Genomic DNA, 15821 nt, shown 5'->3' with positions numbered 1-15821 from the left:
TTCAAATTTACTTCCTGTTCTTAATAAGATTAAAGATTCCCACATGCCTATTCAAGTCTATTAAGGCTAGTACAGAAATGACTATAACTAATACAGTACCCAGCACATAATGAAGCATGCCGTCTGTTACTCTGATCGTAATAAATGTCAGTAGCAAGAGGAATCCAAATTTTGAAATTTGGCTAATAGAGTCCTTCGAAAACGAAAAGCCATACCTGCTATTGGCCACATACAGTGAAAGAGGTAATGCCAAAGTATGCATAACCAGATCAGCAATACCTATTCCTTCAAGCCCAATTAAATCATATAGGTATATATATCCCACTATAAAGATAATGTTTATTAGGTTATCGAGAACAAAAGCAGTTTTCAAAGCTCCTTTTGCCAAATACAAATAACCTAGTGCCCATACAATTACTTTGAGAAAAGTAGATAAAACCAGCCATTCTCCCATAGGTACTATTGGTAGGAATTGCTTAGTGTAAAGTATATTGATAGCTAAAGGGAAGAACGTTAGTAAAACGGCACATAGTGGGGCGATCAGAGTTATAGCGATCGTTATCTGATGATTGATAACTTCTTTACACTTTTGGTTGTCGGTATTGATAGCAGCTAATCTAGGGTAATAATCTGCACCCATTGCCGTAAAGACCATGCCTATGTAAGTAGTTAGAAGACCAAATCCGGCCTGGTACAGACCAACTTGTTCTTCCCCGCCCACTCTATTTATAAATGCCAGAATGATGTACCGAATACCTGTACCAATTACACTTGAGATCGTAAGCACAACTCCCAGCTTAACCATATTCAAGCCTTGGTTAAAGGAAGTCTTGAAGGGAATGTCGGCTTTGGGGATAGATACTTTTTTTGCGTAGTGCCAGGATAAGACCAGAGAAGTTAAGGCTGTTACTATTAATGCAGGTGGTATACCATCTATACCGTAAAAATAATAAAGCGGTATAGAGGTGAAGAGGCCAAGAACTGATCCTATAACGGTCGCCTTTGCCATTTCCTGCAGGCGCCTCATACCTTGTAACACGGCTAATTGCCCACCACTGATGGCATTAAGTAGAAAAGTTATAGAAAGCCAAATAAATGCCCATGTATACTCACTATTTCCGAAAGTCCATATACTAAGCCATTGGGACATTATTAAAGTTAAGCCCATGCCCAGCAAGCCTGTAAAGAAGACCCAGCGGCGAAAAGTTATTAATGTTTGGGCTATTCTTTTTTCATCTTGTGTTCCAGCAGCTTCAGAGATGTCACGAATAGCACTAAAACTTATCCCGAGGCCGGTAATTGATGCTATTAGTACTAGAGGTGTATTAAGCAAGCCTAGTACGCCCACTCCGGCCGTACCCAATAATATTGCAATAAGCTTAGTGCGTATTACTCCAACTATAATATTTATTACCTGGACACCTCCAAAAAGAGAAGTCGCCTTCATAATCTGCCTATATGAAGATCGGCTCTCTTCGTTCTGGGAAGAAGGCCTTAACGCGGAATCATCTTTATTAATGCTTTTCTGTAAAAACCGCACTAGGAAAGTTAATTATGATAACAATTTATTGCTTCCACGACGCGAGTAACTTCTTCGTCTTCCATCACTGGGCTTATCGGTAGGCTAATGACTTCGCTATGAATTTTTTCTGTAATAGGAAATACCAAGTGATTTAGTTGTGAATAGGCCTGCTGCTTATGAGGAGGGATAGGATAGTGGATCAATGTCTGTACACCATAACTAGTCAGGTGCTCCTGTAATGCAGCTCTATTAGAGGTTCTGATAACAAACAAATGCCATACATGCCCTTCTGCACGTTCTACATGAGGTAAAATAACGGCAGGGTTCTTTATCTCCTTTAAGTAAGTATAGGCAATTGATCTCCTCCTCTCTGTATCTGCATCCAAATATTTTAGTTTTACATTGAGTACAGCCGCTTGTAGTTCATCCAGGCGACTGTTCAGGCCTACATACTCGTTTACATATTTCACCTGAGACCCGTAATTTGCCAAAGTACGAATTGTGGCGGCGAGCTGAGAATCATTCGTTGTCACTGCACCCGCATCACCTAAGGCTCCAAGGTTTTTGCCAGGGTAAAAGCTCGTACCGGCAGCATCACCCAAGGCTCCTGTTTTCGTGCCATTATATAAAGCGCCTTGTGCCTGAGCGTTATCCTCAATCAGTTTTAAATTATGTTTCTCGCAGATGTTTTTAAGCATCTCACTGTAGGCGCACTGTCCGTACAGGTGCACAATCATTACTGCTTTTGTACGGGAAGTTATTACGCTCTCGACAAGTGAGGCGTCTAAGTTGTAGGTAAGCAGATTCGGCTCTACCAGAACAGGTGTCAGTCTGTTTTCCGTAATAGATAGTATGGAAGCTATGTAGGTGTTGGCAGGGACTATTACTTCGTCACCTTCCTGCATGACACCCATTTCAATATAAGCCCGCAGAATCAGTCGTAAAGCATCCAATCCATTGGCAACTCCTATGGTATAATCTGTACCACAATATTCTGCGAAATTACTCTCAAATTCTTTCACCTCATTTCCAAGCAAATACCATCCGGAGTCAATTACCTTGTTTACAGCTTGTTTAATTTCATCCGCATTCTTCTGGGTAATTTTTTGTAAGTCTAGAAATTTAATCATTTGCGTTCGAAGTAAGATAAAATGTGTGTAGTAGCACCTAAGCGATATCCCAATTTTTCCCATACCCTAAAAACGGCTCTATTTGTTGACTGGGTATTCATGAAAGCGCATTGTACTCCAAGATCCTTTAAGTGATAGCTCATTTCGGATATCAATTTAACATACCAACCTTTGTTAGTAGTAGAAGAGACAGCTGATAAGACCATTTTGCTGATGTTGTATTTGAGACTAGGCCAATCTTCTTTTAAGTAATTAGCAGTTAAGAATGAGTCAGACGGAAGTCCTTCTGCATTAGGGACCAATACTATGTCTGAAAAACCCTTTACTGCTTCCTCAACATACTTTGCTAAAAAGCTATCAGCGATCTCAGTATCAAAAATTACATCAGCGTGGAATCGGTCATAATCATTTCGCATCATAGATGCCACACTCCTTAAGTTATCAATGTCATCAAGAGTAGCCTTCCTTACTTTGTATCTGGCTGGGTAATCATATGCCTGAATCTGATCATTGAAATAGGTAAGACGAGTTTCTGATAGCTTAAACCTTGCTACATTCAAAGCCTGTATTAGCAGTATATCTTCGGAGGGTATTTCAATAAAGCAGTATTCAGCTCTTCTTTCTATGAATAGTAAGATTTTAAATTGTTCTATTGCCTCAATAAGTTCTTCAAAAGATGTACTTAGAGGAAATAGAACTGAATATAGCTTGTAAGTTTTGATCTTAAAAAAGTCAGTATCCCACGGCAGGAATTTCACTAAAAACTGGAAAGGCTTTCCATGCACAGAAATTTCGATAACATCTTGGTTATTAACATGTCGTTCTACCTGAGACTTCACAATGTCTAATTGATCGTCCGATGCTACTGACCTGATAAAGTTATAAGGTGAATAGTAGAATAATTTTTCTTTGCGTTCTTTAAGGTTTTTCATACTCAGTATTTTAGAACGGCCTCACCATCTAATACAACATCACCAGATAAATTAAAACACACTGTTTCCATTATAATTATCTGCTTATGCTCTTTCACTTCCTTTACAACTACCTTAGCAGTAACTCTATCGCCTATATACACTGGCCTTGTGAACTTGATAGACTGTGAAATGTAAATTGCACCGGGACCTGGTAATTTAGTTCCTAAAACAGCACTTATGAGTGAGGCTGTCAGCAGTCCATGCACTATCCGCTTACCGAATATAGACTGTGAAGCTATTTCTTCGTCAAAGTGTATAGGGTTTTTGTCTAAAGAAATCTCACCGAATAAACAAAGATCTTCCTCTGTAAATACTTTAGAAATGGTGGCTTCTTGGCCAATAGTATAGTGCATAGGTAAAGTTGTTTACAAGCCTAGAAGGACTTAAGCGGTTATTACTCTTAATAAGCTACAATCAAATAAGAAATATATAGCCTTTGGAATGACTGACGATTTCTAATAAGTGAATTAAACATCAGACTCACTACTCAACAAAAAAGAGTTGTAATCTCTTATGTAGTCATTTTCATCATAAACATGAGATGTCATAACTAAGCAAATAGAACCAGATGAAAAATTAATTTCGGAAGCCCAAATTTTAGGTGGTATGTGAAGTCCGTAATATGGTCTGTTGAGTTGAACCAATCGTTGAGTTTTACCATCGTCTAATAAAACCTCAAAGCTTCCGCTTGCAGCTACTAAGAATTGATGGCACTCCTTATGTGCATGAGCTCCTCTTGATTCACCTCCAGGTATATCGTAGAGGTAGAACACCCTTTTTATTTCAAATGGCAACTCAACATTAGAAGTAACAGGAGTAATATTACCAGCCCTGTTTTTTATCTGTGGTAGCTGAATGATGCTGCAGTCGTAAACTGTAGGGTTGTCTATAATCATCTTCCTAAATGTAATACCCTTCTACACAAGCCCGTGCTGATGGGTGATATTCCTAACAAGGTAGCCTTTAAAATTGGGATCTTCTGACCTTGTACTCATTGAAGTCCCTGATGTAATCGTTTACTTCATATTTCTGGCTGGAAATATGTAAGCTAAGCGAGTTTGTAGAGAAGTTTTCCATATGCCGCCAGGTAACTGCAGGTATATATAAGCCATAATAGCTTCGGTTTAAAGAAAACTTTTGAATAGAATCATCCGGATAGGTAATAACCACATCTAAGCTACCGCTAAGTGCAATTATTACTTCTTCTTGCTCTTTGTAAGCATGTCCTCCTCTTTGCTCACCTCCAGGCACATCATAGGTCCAGAATACCCGCTGCATTTCGAAAGGGATATGCTGAGGGTTCTGAAGGAAAGTTAGGTTTCCTCTTGGGTCTAATATCTTAGGAAGTTGTATGATGTAAGGCTCCACGTTATCTTGAAGAAGAAAAGTTGTTCAATCCTAATAGTAAGGTTAATTTGTCAGGTCGGATCTACTATTCAGCATTTTTGATAAATGCAAAAAGGTAATTAGACATTACAAGCGCTGTTTTTAGATTGTTAGGTTAAGGTGAATGGATGGGCTGACAAGTTTCTGGTTGCTAACGGGTGATACTCACCCTGTAAGCCGATTGGATGTTGATTTCGGATGTCATGCACAATCTCTATAGACTGACGAGCATCCTCTAATCCATAACCTTTGTCATCAATGATTTCCTGATAGCTAATAGTGTGCAAATCTGTAAACCCTTCACTAAACTCAAGCTCTTCGCCTTCAACCGTGATAGAACGAAATGTGCTTTTACCTTTTACTTTTACTTCTTCAGGAAGCAGTTCGTAGTTAATGCTGAGAAACCAGCGTACCCTGGCATTTTCGAACTCCAGGTAACCTGCAGCACGATCATGCGTGTGCACGTGTACTACGTTTTGCTGAACCTTCCCAAAGATCCAACTTAGCATGTCATAAAAGTGGACGCCAATGTTAGTTGCAATTCCACCTGACTTAGAAAGGTCCCCTTTCCAGGAGGTATAATACCAATGTCCTCGGGAAGTAAGGTAGGTAAGGTCTACTTCGTACTTTTTGTCTTTCGGCCCGTTATCTATTTTTTGCTTAAGAGCTATTATGCTGGGGTGAACTCGTAATTGGAGGATATTATGTATTTTTTTACCGGTCTCTTCTTCAATACTTGCCAGCGCATCGATGTTCCATGGGTTTAGAACAAGGGGCTTTTCACAAATTGCATCAGCTCCATGGCGTAAAGCCATTCTTATATGCGAGTCATGAAGATAGTTAGGCGTACAGATGCTTACATAATCAAGCTTCTGCCCTTGTTCATACTTTAGTTTCTCAAGATGTCTATCAAAACGCTCAAATTCTACGAAGAAGTCAGCATTAGGGAAATAGCTATCCATAATACCAACACTATCAAACTTATCGAGCGCAGCGACCAATATATTACCAGTGTCTTTGATAGCTTTGAGGTGGCGCGGAGCGATATAACCTGCTGCTCCGATTAAAGCAAACTTTTTCATTATCTAATTTTGCAACTTTACGACTTCATCGTCTATTAACTGATAAACCTCATTACTCTCAGGGCAAGTGGCTATACCTTCTGCATTGAACTCTAAGCGATGGCCGTACTCACTCATCCAGCCAACTTGCCTGGATGGATTGCCTACAACCAGTGCGTAGGCAGGTACATGCTTAGTTACAACTGCACCAGCTCCAATAAATGCATAAGCGCCAATGTCGTGCCCACATACAATGGTAGCATTTGCTCCGATTGTTGCCCCTTTCCCTACATGAGTCTTTGTGTACTGGTTTCTTCTGTTTATCGCACTTCGTGGATTTATAACATTGGTAAAAACCATAGAAGGGCCAAGGAAAACATCATCATCACACGTTACCCCGGTATAAATTGATACATTGTTCTGGACTTTAACATTCCTGCCCAATACAACCTCTGGAGAGATAACCACATTTTGTCCTATATTACACTTCTCACCAATAATGCAACCAGGCATTATATGGGAGAAGTGCCAGATTTTGGTGCCATCACCAATTGTACTTCCCTGGTCGATAACTGCGGTCTCATGGCTATAGTATTTCATTACGCTATGCCTTTTATGCTTAGAAATTCTTTTATACCATCAATGATAAAGTGTAGTTCCTCCTCACGTTGCTCTGTATGGATGGGTAAGGACAGCACTTTCTTCGACAACTCTTCAGATACAGGGAAACTAGTATCTGTGGATTTATAGTGTTGATAAGCTTTCTGACGGTGCAACGGAACCGGGTAATACACCATGGCAGGAATTCCTTTCTCCTGAAGATGTGCCTTAAGCTCATCCCTATCAAAATCAATGCATTTAAGAGTATATTGATGGAAGACATGGGTGGAATTCGATACCCGGGAAGGGATTTGCAGTGACTTGTAACCCGATAAGGCAGTGTCATAAAACGAGGCAGACGTGTTTCTTCTGGCACTAAACTCGTCTAAATGTGTAAGTTTTACACGTAAAATGGCCGCCTGAAGCGTATCCAGCCGAGAGTTAATACCAATAACATCATGATAATAGCGTACGCTTTGACCATGGTTGGCAATCATCTTAAGTTTATCCGCAAGATCCTCACTATTGGTAAACAATGCACCACCATCACCATAGCAACCCAGGTTCTTAGAAGGGAAAAATGAGGTTGTCCCTATATCACCTATGGTGCCTGCTTTCTTTACACTACCATCAGAAAATCTGTATTCTGCTCCAATTGCCTGTGCAGTATCCTCAATTACATAGAGCTGATGCTCTTTTGCAATTGCCAGGATACTTTCCATATCAGCACATTGACCAAACAGATGCACTGGAACAATTGCCTTTGTATTTGAAGTGATGCTTTTTCTAACCTCTGCCGGTGAAATCATAAACGTGTCTGGGTCAACGTCTACGAATACAGGCTTCAATCCCAGTAATGCAATAACTTCTGCAGTTGCTACATAAGTAAAAACTGGCACGATGACTTCATCTCCTGGCTTTAAACCTAAAGCCATCATCGCAAGTTGAAGTGCATCAGTGCCATTGGCACATGGAATAACATGAGCTACATGGTTATACTGTTCAAGTTCTCGCGAGAAGAGTGAGACTGCAGGGCCATTGATGAAAGCGGAGGTATTAAATACTTCAGAAATTGCGGAATCAATGGTTGCTTTAAGCCTATCGTATTGACCTTTAAGGTCAACCATTTGTATTTTCATAGATATAGTGTGTAGCTATTATATAAGTAGCTTAGATAATTACTTATTGATGTCGTCGTTAAAATTTTAATGTAAAATTAGTGATTTTAATATTCAAAAAGCACTTTGCGGTTAAATTAAATTAAGCTAGTATATTTGTAGAAAGCTAATAGAATGCAACATTTAAAAGAACCAGAGAACAGACGTTCTAATAACGTAGATGATGAAATAGACCTCATGTCAATCTTCCGGATGATAGGAAGAGCAATAGAGGTAATAAAAAATAAAATAGCTTATGTTATAAGTGTTTTCTTCTCCAATTTAGTACCTATTTTACTTGTTGTAGCTATTTGTCTGGGTATAGGATATTCTCTCTTCTCTACTACAAAGCCTTACTACACCTCATCTATGACGTTGGTGCTGGCTAACATCAGAAATGAATTTATTGAAGATCAACTAAATAAACTTTCTGAGATGATAGCTGATGACAACTTAGAAGCCGTGGCTGAAAGACTTGACATCGCACCTGCAGATGCGAAGGAGATTATGGAGATGAAATTCATTAACCTGGATCAGGAGAGAATTGACGAAGACAGTGTGTTGACAGGTTCTCCGTTTCGCATCCAGCTTGCGATTTACAATCCCCAATTATTTGATATTCTTGAGCCAGCTATTACTAACTACTTGGAAAATAACAGGTATTTTGCTCGTCAGAAGAGAATCAAACAAAGACAAGTCGAAAATATGATCTCTAAGCTGAAAGGAGAAATATCCTCTATCGACAGCTTGAAGACAACAGTAGGTGAACCCAGAGGTCCTGTCAATGGATTCGTGTACGGACAACCAATAGATCCTACTAATCTATATAGAGAGAGTATCTCGATGTATAAAGAGCAGGTAAACCTGGAATCAGACCTGGAGAAGCTTTCTAACGTTGAGATTGTTACAGGTTTCACACCAAGGTTGAGGCCTACGGGACCGAATCTAAAGCGATATTTGGCTATCAGTGGACTGATAGGCTTTTTTCTGGGAATAATTCTTGCCTTATACCTTGAAGGAAGAAAACGAAGAAGAGCAGGTTTAGCATAACGTTTGCTCTTCTATAGTTCAAACAAAAAAGCGGGCTGCCAACATACTGGCAGCCCGCTTTTTTGCAATATGGATAACCTACTCCTCCTGCCGCAATACCCAACTCAGGTTGTAGAGGTCCTTGCGGCGGTCTTTGAGATTGCGCACGCTGCCGGCTGTGTTCAGATCCTTGAGCAGGTCCAGGTCCAGGTCGGCGATCAGGGTCATCTCGGTGTTTGGAGTGGCTTCGGCTACCACAGCATCGTGCGGGAAAGCAAAGTCGGAAGGGGAGAACACGGCGGACTGAGAGTATTGGATGTCCATGTTCTCTACCTTCGGCAGGTTGCCTACACTACCTGTGATGGCCACATAGCACTCGTTCTCGATGGCACGTGCCTGGGCGCAGAGGCGCACGCGCAGGTAGGCGTTCTTGGTATCGGTCCAGTAGGGTACAAACAGGATCTTCATGTCCATGTCAGACAACATACGGGCTAGTTCCGGGAACTCCACATCGTAGCAGATCAGGATGCCGATCTTACCGATGTCGGTATCAAAGATCTTTAGCTTATGACCGCCGCGCATACCCCAGTAATGAGATTCGTCTGGTGTCACGTGCAGCTTGTACTGCTTGTCATAAGTACCATCGCGGCGGCAGAGGTAGCTAACGTTGTAGAGCTTGTTGTCATAGTACTCCGGCATGCTGCCCGCAATGATGTTGATGTTGTAGGAGAGTGCCATGTGAATCATTTGCTCCCGAATCTCGTCGGTGTACTCCGCCATGTTTCGGATTGCCTCTGAAGGAGAATCCTCTTTGGAGAGAGCCATCAGGGGAGCGTTGAAGAACTCCGGAAATACCACGATGTCTGATTTATAGGAACTCACGGTATCTACAAAGAACTCAATCTGCTGCATCATGTCGTCGAGGGACTTGACTGAGCGCATCTGCCACTGCACAATACCGATGCGCACAACGGTCTTTTTGCCGCCTATAAGCTTCTCTTTCTCTTCATAATACACGTTCACCCATTCGAGCAGGGTCGCGTAGGCGCGGGAATCTGTATCATCGGGGAGGTAGCCTTTCAGGATCTTGCGTACGTGGAAGTCGTTGCTCAGCTGGAAAGACAGCACCGGGTCTGCCAGCTCCTTGTTCCGCACCATTTCAATGTACTTGGCTGGTGTCAGCTTATCAGCATAGTCTTTGTAGCCAGGTATACGGCCACCGGCTATGATGCCGCGCAGGTTCAGGTTTTCGCATATTTCCTTGCGGGCATCGTACAGACGACGGCCCAGTCGCAGGTTGCGGTACTCCGGATGCACAAATACATCTATTCCATAGAGCGTGTCACCCTCCGGATCGTGTGATTTGAAAGTGCCCCTGTCGACGATCTGCTCATAGGTATGCTTATCGCCATACACGGCGTAGTCTACAATCAGGCTGAGGGCGACTGCCACTACTTTGCCCTTGTCTTCTATACAGATCTGTCCTTCAGGGAATTTTTTGAGGAGATTGGAAAACTCTTTGCGGGTCCAGGCGCCGTCAATGTTGGAGTACACCAGATCCATGATTTCCTTTACTTCCTTGTAGTCTTTGAGCTCCAGCTGGCGCAGTAATAGTCTGTGCTCAGAATTCGCTTCTATCTTTTCACTCATATATATTTGTGGTTGCTTGCTTCAGGTATACGTGAAGCAAGTATTGTTTTGATGTGATATTTTAATTGAAAGCGGTAAAAAGCGCCTTCGTGCAAATTTAAAAAGAAAAAGCGCAGCTTTTACACTGCGCTTTCTATGTGAGGGTATAGCAGCTATTATAGTTGCACTTCCGGAATATCGCCTTCTACGATCAGACGTCCTGCGGTGGCTTTCTGTATCTCTTCCACGGTCACGCCAGGCGCGCGCTCCAGCAGTTTAAAACCTTCTTCAGTTACTTCCATTACTGCCAGGTCGGTTACGATCTTTTTGATGCATTTAAGGCCTGTGATCGGCAGAGTACATTCTTTGAGCAGCTTGGAGGATCCGTCGCGTGCGGTGTGTTGCATCGCCACGATGATGTTTTTGGCTGAGGCCACCAGATCCATGGCACCACCCATACCTTTCACCATCTTGCCAGGAATCTTCCAGTTGGCGATGTCGCCTTGCTCCGATACTTCCATGGCCCCCAGAATGGTCAGGTCCACATGCTCCCCCCGGATCATGCCAAAGCTCTCCGCAGAGCTAAAGATAGAGGAGCCCGGCAGCGTGGTGATGGTCTGCTTGCCCGCATTGATCAGGTCGGCGTCTACTTTGTCTTCAGTAGGGAAGGGGCCCATGCCCAGCAGCCCGTTCTCAGACTGCAGCACCACTTCCACACCCTCCGGTATGTAGTTGGCCACCAGGGTAGGTATACCGATGCCCAGGTTCACATACATTCCGTTCTTAACTTCTTTTGCGATTCGTTTCGCTATCTGATTCTTGTCTAAAGCCATTTCTTTGTCGGTTAAGCGGTTCTAACTGTGCGCTGTTCAATACGCTTCTCGTACTTCTCGCCCTGGAAAATGCGCTGCACGTAGATGCCCGGCGTGTGGATCATGTTCGGGTCCAGCTCACCGGCCGGTACAAGCTCCTCTACCTCCGCCACGGTGATTTTGCCGGCTGCCGCCATCATCGGGTTGAAGTTACGGGCAGTGCCTTTGTAGATCAGGTTGCCGGCTGTGTCACCTTTCCAGGCCTTCACAAAAGAGAAGTCTGCTTTCAGCCACTCTTCCATCAGGTACATCTTGCCATTGAACTCACGACTTTCCTTGCCTTCGCCCACTTCAGTGCCATAGCCGGCAGGGGTGAAAAAGGCAGGTATACCGGCACCACCGGCACGGATACGCTCTGCCAGCGTGCCTTGCGGTATCAGCTCAACTTCCAGCTCTCCGCTCAGCAACTGGCGCTCAAACTCCGCATTCTCACCCACATAGCTCGAGATCATCTTTTTCACCTGGCGCTGCTGCAGGAGCAGGCCGATGCCAAAGTCGTCTACACCGGCATTATTCGAAATACAGGTAAGGTCTTTCACGCCCAGGCGCAGGAGCTCCTGAATGGCATTCTCGGGAATGCCGCACAAACCGAAGCCGCCCAGCATCAGGGTCATGCCGTCCTGCACACCCTGCAGGGCTTCCTGTGCATTCTTTACAGTTTTATTTATCATAGTTTGAGTATGTGCTTTTGCCCCTTGCCAGATATAGCTATACCTGCGCAGGCAGCGATGAATTAATTGTTTCTATAGAAAAGGTAAGTTAGATAGAAAAAAAGCCATATACAATGTATGGCTTTTCGTTTTTAGGTGAAATCGGTTTTAGATAAGGTGAATACTGCCCGTTAACGCCTGATCCGCACCAGCACCTCCAGCTGCACCTCGCTGCCTATCTCTGAGGCAACAGCACGCTTCACCTTATGCAGGTCCTCCTCGTCGATGGGGTTTGCAGAGACAAGTGTTACCCCCAAAGTCATTGGGTCGCCACCCCTGATCACTGAAACTTGCCGGATGGTGATGTCATCTACGGTGTAGTTGTTCAGCGAGCGGATCACGTTGTGGTCACGGATCATGGTGAATGAGCCGTATGCCAGCGGAAGGCTCACTAGGATCACGATCAGGAGCGAAAGAAGCAGGCCTTTTTTTGCTAATTGCAGCGGACTGAAGCCAAGCAGCAAAAATGTAAAGGATCCCGCCAGCACGATACCTGCCAGGTTGGTCATCAGTAAGAGCAGGGCTTCTATAAACACCTGCCAGTCAGCCCAGCCGATGCCTATACCTGAAACAGCCAGTGGGGGCACCAGGGCAACGGCAATGGCTACGCCAGCCAGGGTCTTGGCTACTTCTTCGCGGGCATGGGCGTAGGCACCCGCTATACCTGACACGATGGCCACACCCAAATCGAGCAGGTTCGGACGTATGCGGGCACCAATCTCTTGGTTTAATCCTTCAAACGGGCTGAGCCACGTGAGTAGGATCGCTGCAATGTACCCTAGCAGCATCCCGTACCCAATTGTTTTCAAGCTCCTGAGTGTAAGTTTCTTCTCCTGCCGCAGCACTCCCATCGAAAGCGAAATAATGGGTGACATGAGCGGCGCCAGGATCATGGCACCAATGATGACAGGGGTGGAGTTGGCAAAAAGGCCGAAGGTAGCCAGCATGGTAGCCAGCACCATCAGGGTGAGGTAGGAGCCGGAAGCTTTGGCATTTTCCCGCAGCACAGTAAACAAGCCTTTAAACTCTTCGGTGGAGGCATGGTATACCCAGGGCAGGGGCTTCTCGATGAAGTCCTGCAGATAGGTGTCTCCTTTCGGCAGCGTACCCACCCTGAATTTCTCTGCGGCCTCACTCTTTGCCTGCTCCGTACCCAGGTACCGCCCGGGTATGACCTGAATACTGCGCTCACTAACGCTGAGCTCAATTTCTTTGGCGCTGAGCAGGTTGTTGTCCTGCGAATAGTCCATCGGTGCCGGACTGCTGATCAGGATAGACTTGGTTTTGATGTGGCCTATAAACGAAGGAAGCTTGTTCCTGTTCTCTTTGTTAAGCGTAGAGGTAATGGAAAACCTGATCAGTTCCATAATACTGCGGGGAGCCAGCACCAGCACATGCAGCCGCCCGTCGTTTATAAATGAGTCCTTTAGCAGAATGCGTGAAACAAAGGAGCTCTTGCCATGCAACACAGCTATGATGCCCAGTGCGGCAGTCTTAAGCGGGGGCTTGTTTCCTGTTGTGATGGTAAACGGCCGCGGCTTGTGCAGTTCCGGAAACCGGAAAATACTACTGAACTTCTCAAATTTTGATAAGAAGGTGTTTTTGGATACACTGCCAGACATCAGGCTCAGGCTGTTCCCGATTACCACATAGTTAAACACGGGCTTTCCATTGCAGAGGAGTAGGTCTGCCTTTATCCCGCTTTCCGTCTTCAGTATATCCTCTATGGCCTCAGAGAGGTTGCCCGATATACCGTAGCCCTGCCGTGCCTCTTTCATGGCCGGGTGGGGTAGAAACCCCAGCGTCCATTGCTTGTGCATGGCGATGGCAACCAGTTCTGCCAGCCATTCATCGCTCAGGTATGTAACCAGGCAGCACTCATGAGCAAGATTATGGTCAGTAACATCTTCGTGGTTAAAGGGAACTAGCTTATGGACAGCATTGCCCAAAGCTGGTACAATCTTGTCTTTGACCGTACTCTCCTCTTTGATATCATAAATAAGGGTAATCTGATCCATCCTTTCCTATAGCCAAAGTAATGTATAAGCTTTGCGGTAGCTGCCTCGGCAGGAGCCAGAAGGCTTATACATTACTCTTTTACCGGATGGTTTGTTGGGGGAGGAGGAATATCAGGTGTGGCTATGTGAGCTGCAGGACGTGCGCTGTGGTTTCTTTGTCCTTTGCCAATTGCGCTTTAAGAGCCTCCAGGTTATCAAATTTCTGCTCTTTGCGCAGTTGCTCTACAAACTCTACCGTTAAGGTATAGCCGTAGATGTCGCGGTTAAAATTCAGGATATTCACTTCCAGTGTCAGGTGTGTGCCTTCTACCGTGGGGCGGGTGCCAATATTCATCATACCCGGGAAGCGCTCGTTATCCAGCTTCACCCAAACCGCATACACGCCATGGGCAGGTATAAGCTTGTGCGATGCAGGCAGGGCCAGGTTGGCAGTCGGGTAGCCGATGGTGCGCCCCAGTTTGTTACCTTCCACAACAGTAGAGGTGAGGCTGTAGGTATGGCCCAGGTAGCGGTTGGCTGTAGGTATATCGCCTGACTCAATCGCCTTGCGTATTTTCGTGGAGCTCACACCGATGTCGTCCACATCCTGGCGCGGGATTTCTTCTACCTCGAAGCCATATTGAGCGGAGCGGGCTTTAAGGTGCTCAAAGCTGCCCTCACGGTTTTTGCCAAAGCGGTGATCGTAACCGATGACGAGTACTTTGGTATGAATCGCCTTCACCAGCACATCCTCTATGAAGGAGCGGGAGCTCAGGCGGGAAAATTCTTTGGTGAAAGGTATGATCAGCAAGTAGTCGATACCGAAACTGCGCAACTGCTCTATACGCTCCTCGATGGTAGCGAGCAACTTGAGGTCATTGTCCTCCGGAAAGAGCACCAGGCGCGGATGGGGCCAGTAGGTGATGACCACACTCTGACCGCTGGTCTGACGGGCACGTTCCTTCACACGCTGCAGGATCTTCTGGTGACCTACATGCACGCCATCGAAGGTGCCGCTGGTGACCACCGGATAACTTAGTTTTGGAAAATCAGCTATATCACGAATTACTTCCATTCGCTTCGAGTTGGGCTCTTCTGATTTCCTGAATATCTTCTATCGTGAGGGCATCCTCCAGCTTATACTCCCCGATCCGGGTGCGCACCAGGGCGGACAGGTGTGCGCCTACACCCAGCTTCTGCCCCAGGTCATGGGCCAGGCTTCGGATATAAGTGCCTTTGCTGCAGATCACCTTAAAGGAAATAACAGCGCCCTCGACACCGGTGATCTCAAATGCCTTGATGGTCACAGTGCGTGCTTTCATCTCGGCCTCTTTGCCTTTGCGGGCCAGGTCATAGGCGCGTTTGCCATCGATCATCAAAGCCGAGTAAATAGGAGGGATCTGCTCGATGGTGCCTACGAAACTATTGGCAGCAGCTTGTATGTCCTCTGGTGTCAGGTGACTGATGTCCTTGCTCTCGCTCACAGGCGTTTCCAGGTCGTAGGAGGGAGTGGTCTGGCCCAAGGTGATGGTGCCGGTGTATTCTTTTTCCTGCGCCTGTATCTCGTCAATCCGTTTGGTGAACTTGCCGGTGCACAGGATCAGCAGTCCTGACGCCAGGGGATCAAGGGTACCGGCATGGCCGATCTTTTTTACACGCAGGGTATTGCGCACTTTTTTCACCACGTCAAACGACGTCCAGGTAAGCGGTTTATCAAGGAGCAGGATCTCGCCTGCTTCAAAGTTGTAGTTCAT

At 45.1% G+C, this 15821-nt stretch carries 16 protein-coding genes; 1 reads left to right on the top strand and 15 read right to left on the bottom strand.

Annotated features, from left to right (window positions below):
• Positions 1 to 7: 7 nt before the first annotated feature.
• The 9 genes from AC5FXQ_RS06500 to AC5FXQ_RS06460 all read right to left on the bottom strand — a co-directional run bounded on the left by AC5FXQ_RS06500 (position 8) and on the right by AC5FXQ_RS06460 (position 7812).
• Positions 8 to 1447, bottom strand: coding sequence for an O-antigen translocase (locus AC5FXQ_RS06500; RefSeq protein WP_493601680.1), 1440 nt, complete (start codon positions 1445 to 1447; stop codon positions 8 to 10).
• A gap of 101 nt (positions 1448 to 1548) precedes the next feature.
• Entirely contained in the window at positions 1549 to 2652 is a 1104-nt protein-coding gene (locus AC5FXQ_RS06495) for a DegT/DnrJ/EryC1/StrS family aminotransferase (protein ID WP_493601679.1), read from the bottom strand.
• The gene (locus tag AC5FXQ_RS06490) at positions 2649 to 3584 is read right to left on the bottom strand and encodes a GNAT family protein (RefSeq protein WP_493601678.1); all 936 of its coding nucleotides are present in this window, start codon (positions 3582 to 3584) and stop codon (positions 2649 to 2651) included. Before AC5FXQ_RS06490 ends, AC5FXQ_RS06495 begins: the two co-directional genes overlap by 4 nt.
• Before the next feature lie 2 nt (positions 3585 to 3586).
• Complete coding sequence (locus AC5FXQ_RS06485; RefSeq protein WP_493601677.1) at positions 3587 to 3979, bottom strand: MaoC family dehydratase; 393 nt, start codon at positions 3977 to 3979, stop codon at positions 3587 to 3589.
• Positions 3980 to 4093: 114 nt separating this feature from the next.
• A complete protein-coding gene (locus AC5FXQ_RS06480) occupies positions 4094 to 4522 on the bottom strand; it encodes a sugar 3,4-ketoisomerase (protein ID WP_493601676.1) in 429 nt (142 codons plus the stop codon).
• 67 nt (positions 4523 to 4589) lie between these two features.
• The gene (locus AC5FXQ_RS06475) at positions 4590 to 4994 is read right to left on the bottom strand and encodes a sugar 3,4-ketoisomerase (protein ID WP_493601675.1); all 405 of its coding nucleotides are present in this window, start codon (positions 4992 to 4994) and stop codon (positions 4590 to 4592) included.
• A 128-nt stretch (positions 4995 to 5122) separates the two neighbouring features.
• A complete protein-coding gene (locus AC5FXQ_RS06470) occupies positions 5123 to 6094 on the bottom strand; it encodes a Gfo/Idh/MocA family protein (protein ID WP_493601674.1) in 972 nt (323 codons plus the stop codon).
• A 3-nt stretch (positions 6095 to 6097) separates the two neighbouring features.
• Positions 6098 to 6673, bottom strand: a complete 576-nt coding sequence (locus tag AC5FXQ_RS06465) for an acyltransferase (RefSeq protein WP_493601673.1) — start codon at positions 6671 to 6673, stop codon at positions 6098 to 6100.
• Positions 6673 to 7812, bottom strand: coding sequence for a DegT/DnrJ/EryC1/StrS family aminotransferase (locus AC5FXQ_RS06460; RefSeq protein WP_493601672.1), 1140 nt, complete (start codon positions 7810 to 7812; stop codon positions 6673 to 6675). The genes AC5FXQ_RS06465 and AC5FXQ_RS06460 overlap by 1 nt, the downstream gene beginning before the upstream one ends.
• Before the next feature lie 153 nt (positions 7813 to 7965).
• Between AC5FXQ_RS06460 and AC5FXQ_RS06455 the strand changes: the two genes are divergently transcribed.
• Positions 7966 to 8880: a chain length determinant protein gene (locus AC5FXQ_RS06455; RefSeq protein ID WP_493601671.1), complete on the top strand. Its 915-nt coding sequence runs from the start codon at positions 7966 to 7968 to the stop codon at positions 8878 to 8880.
• A 78-nt stretch (positions 8881 to 8958) separates the two neighbouring features.
• On the opposite strand, the gene AC5FXQ_RS06450 is transcribed toward AC5FXQ_RS06455, so the two are convergent.
• From AC5FXQ_RS06450 to truB, 6 genes are all read right to left on the bottom strand, one after another.
• A complete protein-coding gene (locus AC5FXQ_RS06450) occupies positions 8959 to 10509 on the bottom strand; it encodes a carbon-nitrogen hydrolase family protein (RefSeq protein WP_493601670.1) in 1551 nt (516 codons plus the stop codon).
• Positions 10510 to 10664: 155 nt separating this feature from the next.
• Positions 10665 to 11321, bottom strand: a complete 657-nt coding sequence (locus AC5FXQ_RS06445) for a CoA transferase subunit B (protein ID WP_493601669.1) — start codon at positions 11319 to 11321, stop codon at positions 10665 to 10667.
• A gap of 11 nt (positions 11322 to 11332) precedes the next feature.
• On the bottom strand, positions 11333 to 12031 hold the full coding sequence (locus AC5FXQ_RS06440; RefSeq protein ID WP_007660176.1) for a CoA transferase subunit A: 699 nt from the start codon (positions 12029 to 12031) through the stop codon (positions 11333 to 11335).
• Between the two features lie 170 nt (positions 12032 to 12201).
• Positions 12202 to 14088, bottom strand: coding sequence for a DUF389 domain-containing protein (locus AC5FXQ_RS06435; RefSeq protein ID WP_493601668.1), 1887 nt, complete (start codon positions 14086 to 14088; stop codon positions 12202 to 12204).
• A 121-nt stretch (positions 14089 to 14209) separates the two neighbouring features.
• On the bottom strand, positions 14210 to 15142 hold the full coding sequence (locus AC5FXQ_RS06430; protein WP_493601667.1) for a bifunctional riboflavin kinase/FAD synthetase: 933 nt from the start codon (positions 15140 to 15142) through the stop codon (positions 14210 to 14212).
• Positions 15126 to 15821 carry a tRNA pseudouridine(55) synthase TruB gene (truB, locus tag AC5FXQ_RS06425; RefSeq protein ID WP_493601666.1) on the bottom strand — a complete coding sequence of 232 codons (696 nt, stop codon included), beginning with the start codon at positions 15819 to 15821 and terminating at the stop codon, positions 15126 to 15128. The genes AC5FXQ_RS06430 and truB overlap by 17 nt, the downstream gene beginning before the upstream one ends.

Source organism: Pontibacter sp. LHS1, from assembly GCF_058932855.1.
The sequence above is the reverse complement of the archived record's forward strand: the minus strand, read 5'-3'. Positions and strand labels throughout refer to the sequence as shown.